Annotated in this window: 2 pseudogenes; one reads left to right on the top strand and one right to left on the bottom strand. The window is 76.2% G+C overall.

Annotated elements, in window-relative coordinates:
• Positions 1-2470 (bottom strand): annotated as a pseudogene (locus ACXJKM_RS30030) (hypothetical protein); the annotation flags it as partial.
• On the opposite strand from ACXJKM_RS30030, the pseudogene ACXJKM_RS30025 reads away from it, so the two are divergent.
• A pseudogene (locus ACXJKM_RS30025) lies at positions 2442-2687 on the top strand (hypothetical protein); the annotation flags it as partial. The pseudogenes ACXJKM_RS30030 and ACXJKM_RS30025 overlap by 29 nt on opposite strands.

The following is a 2687-nucleotide window of genomic DNA, read 5'->3' as shown; positions in this document are numbered from 1 at the left end:
GCTCGCGCAGCGCGGCGAGCTGCTCGGCCGCCGCCAGCGTGGCGAAGCCGGCGCGGCTGCCACCCAGGGCGGTGTACAGCGCGGCCAGGCGGGGCGCCGTCCAGCCGCTGCTGCCCAGCAGCGCAAAGCCTTCGTGCACGGCTTGGCTGTAGTCCTGCCCATCGCCGCGCAGGCCGGCCACGACGGTGATGTCGCTGCCCCTGGCCGGCAGCAGGCTGCTGTTGCGCGTGCCGCCCAGCGCCACCAGGCCGCTGTTGGCGCCCAGGTCGATGTCGCGGCCGGCCAGCACGAGCAGCTCGCCCGGCCCGGCGATCTCGACCGCCACGCCGCGCTGGTCGCGGCCGGCCTGCAGCCAGCTGAATTCGCGCACCTGCAGCGGCTTGCTCTCGGCGCCGATACGCCAGTCCTGGTGCTGGACGCTGACGACCTTCTGGCTGCCGAAGACGATGTCGCGGCCGGCCTCGATCTGCACCGGCCGTGCCGAGACGATGTTGTTGGCGACATTGACATCTTCACCCGCGACGATGCGCACCGGCGAGCGGTCGCTGGCGTCGAGCTGCGCCGGCGTGTCTACCGGCACGGCGCCCTCCACGTCCGGGAAGCGGGTCGGCCGCGTGCCCGACAGCGGCTGGACCAGCACATCGTTGAGGCGCCCGCGGCTGTACAGGCCCGGCTCCAGCGCCGCGGCCTGCGTCGCCACGCCCAGGCCCGAGACGGTCACCGAGCCGGCGGCCAGGATCTCCGTGCGGGCCTCGCGCTGCGGCATCTGCTGCATGGTCTCGTCGAGCTTGACGTCGCCGCCAGCGGCGACCAGCCTGAGCCTTTCGGGCAGCAGGCTCTGGGCCGCGTCCCGTGAACCGGGCTGGCCCTCGGCACGCGCGGCTTCGCCGCGCAGCCGCAGGTCGCCGCTCTGGCTCAGCAGCTCCAGTGAGGCCCCGGCCGACAGGCCACCCAGCACGCCGCCTTCACCCAGGGTGTTGGCGCGCGCCGCGGTCGTCATGCCRGCGTCGCGCACGGCGCCGACGTCCAGGCCGGTCGCCGCGCTGGCGTGCACCTGGGTGCCCAGGTGCAGCAGCTGCAGCCCGGCGTCGACGCTGGCCTGGGTGGCCTCGGTGTCGCGCCCGACCTTGCCGCCGGCCGTCACGCCGAGCTGCTCGCCCGCCGCGAACAGCCGCCCGCCGAGGACGTCGCGGCCGGCCTGCAGGCTGACGTTGCCGCCGCCGCGCTGGAAGAGCTGGGTGGGCACCGAAGCCGTGTTGGTCGATCCCTGCGCGGAGGTCGTGGCCGGCGTGCCGCGCCAGCCGCTGCTGGCGGCGGCGGCATGCACCTGCACGGCGTCGCGGCCCGCATTGACGCTGACGTTGCCGCCGCCGAAGGTGGCGACGCCCTGGCTGAACAGGTCATAACGCGACCACCAGGCGGTTGGCGACAGGCTGTCCAGGCCGGAGCGCCACCACCACTGGCTGACGTCGTCCTGGCTGCGACCCAAGGCCGCACCCTTGACGTCGCGGCCCGCGCTGATGCTGATGCTGCCGCCGTGTGCCAGGAAGGGGCTGACGCCGGCCTTCTGCAGGTCGGGCGCCAGCAGGCTCAGGTCCAGGCCGAGCTGGCCCGGTGCGGGCAACTCGTCGGGTGTGGACGGCGCCGGCGCGGGCGCCGGCGTTGGCGCTGGCGTTGGTGCCGGGGTCGGGGTCGGCGTGGGTGCAGGTGCCGGTGCCTCGCCCGGGCGGGTGGGCGGCCTGGGCGGCAGCTTGTCCTGTGTCGTCTCGTCGCCATTGCCCGCGGAGGGCTCACGGTCGTCCTCCGTGCCGGTGGCAGCGTCGGCGTCCTTCGCACAGCCATCGTTCCTGGCCGCGTCGGCCGGCGTCACCCGGGCCGAGGCCTGGCTGGCTTGCGCGCCGGCCGGCGCCAGCGCAGCGCCGGGTGATGGCGCGGCGCCGGGCGTGGCCGCGGGGACGGACGACGGCGGCACAGGCGGCAAGGTGTCGCGGGTGCTGCCGTCGCCGTTGCTGATCGACGGCTCGATGGGAGCGGGCGTGGGCGCCGGCGTGGGTGCGGGAGCGGGGATCGGCGGCGCAGGCGGCGCAGGCGGCAGTTGGTCGCGCGTCGTGTCGCCGTTGCCTGCAGACGGCTGAGGCGGCGCGGGGGTCGGGGTCGGCGTGGGCGCGGGGCTTGGCGCCGGCGAAGGTGAAGGGCTTGGCGTGGGCGTGGGCGTGGGCGTGGGCGATGGGCTCGGTGCCGGCGTAGGCGCAGGACTTGGCGCTGGCGCTGGCGTGGGCGCCGGAGTCGGCGCGGGACTCGGGGCAGGCGAGGGCGACGGGGCCACCGGGCCGACCGGGACCAGCGGCGGCGTCGGGGGCAGGCGGTTGCGGGTCGTGTTGCCATTGCCGCTCGATACCGGCGGCTGGGCGCCCGGCGGCAGCGGAGGATTCGTGTTGCCGGTGTCCGAACCGTTGCCGGGCGAGGGCATGGTGGGCGGATTGGCCGGCGGTGCGGGAGGCAGCGGCCATGGGGCCGGAGCCGGTGTGGGTGCCGGCGCAGGCGGTGGCGGTGGCGGTGGCGGTGGCGGCGAGCCGGGCGCTGCGGGCGGGTTGACGCTGCCGGTGTCGCTGCCATTGCCGGGCGAAGGCTGGGTCGGCGGGTTGGCCGGCGGCGCCGGGGGCAGCGGCACCGGTGCTGGCGTGGGG

Source organism: Roseateles sp. P5_D6 (assembly GCF_054049415.1).
This window is presented reverse-complemented; position numbering and strand designations above follow the sequence as displayed.